The 918-nt window shown below is 68.2% G+C and carries 1 protein-coding gene; it reads left to right on the top strand.

The window, feature by feature from the left end; all coding sequences use genetic code 11:
* Window positions 1–105 precede the first annotated feature (105 nt).
* Window positions 106–873: a Crp/Fnr family transcriptional regulator gene (locus tag K7W03_RS27510; protein WP_137708670.1), complete on the top strand. Its 768-nt coding sequence runs from the start codon at window positions 106–108 to the stop codon at window positions 871–873.
* Window positions 874–918 lie beyond the last annotated feature (45 nt).

Below are 918 nucleotides of genomic sequence, written 5' to 3'. Positions count from 1 at the left end.
CCCCTCCCGCCTGCGGGAGGGGGAATGTCCGCAATCCACCCACTTTCGCCTCTTAGGGACAATTACGGATAGGTTGCGGCGCGCGGTGGCGGCATGGATCGGCGCATGGATATGCGATTTGATCTGGCGCAAAAGGCGCAGGACGATGGGGCCTTCGTCATGGCGGCGACGCCGCCGGCCAAGGGCTGCGGTGGGCAATATTGCGAACGGTGCGAGGTGCGCGATCAGGCGATCTGCGCCGATCTCGACGAAAAGCAGCGCGTGGCGCTGAACCGGATCGGGCGGCGGGTGTCGTTGCAGGCCGGGCAGACCGTGATGTGGGAAGGCGACAGTTCGACGCTGGTCGCCAATGTGATCGAGGGGACGCTGAAGCTGTCCACCTCCACCGGCGACGGGCGCGAGCAGATCGTCGGCGTCGTCTATGCATCGGATTTCATCGGCCGCCCCTTCGGCGCGCGCACGCCGCACAGCGTCACCGCGCTGACCGATGCGCGGCTGTGCCTTTATCCGCGGGGGGCGTTCGACGGCTTTGCGCGGGAGCATCCGGCGCTGGAGCACCGGCTGTTGCAGCGGACGCTGGACGATCTGGACCGGACGCGGGCGTGGATGCTGCTGTTGGGGCGGAAGAATGCGCGGGAGAAGGTCGCGACCCTGCTGCTCGACATGCACCGGCGGTTGCGGGCGGACGGGGCCGGGGTGATCGAACTGCCCTTGTCGCGGCAGCAGATCGCGGATGTGCTGGGGCTGACCATCGAGACGGTGTCGCGCCAGATCGGCGATCTGAAGCGGATGGGCGTGATCGCGCTCGCCGGGCGGCGCGGGGTGCGGATCGTGGATGCCGGGCGGCTGGAGGGGATGGCCGAGGGGGAGTGAGGGGTGGTTGGCCCCTTGCAGACGTTTTCTCCCCTCCCGTAAACG

The sequence above is a fragment of the Sphingobium sp. PNB genome, assembly GCF_019873065.1.
Taxonomy (GTDB): Bacteria; Pseudomonadota; Alphaproteobacteria; order Sphingomonadales; family Sphingomonadaceae; genus Sphingobium; species Sphingobium fuliginis.
The sequence above is the reverse complement of the archived record's forward strand: the minus strand, read 5'-3'. Positions and strand labels throughout refer to the sequence as shown.

What these genes read in the sequence shown, in the direction of transcription:
- K7W03_RS27510 (WP_137708670.1), top strand. Translation starts at nt 106, where the DNA reads ATGGATATGCGATTTGATCTGGCGCAAAAGGCGCAGGACGATGGGGCC.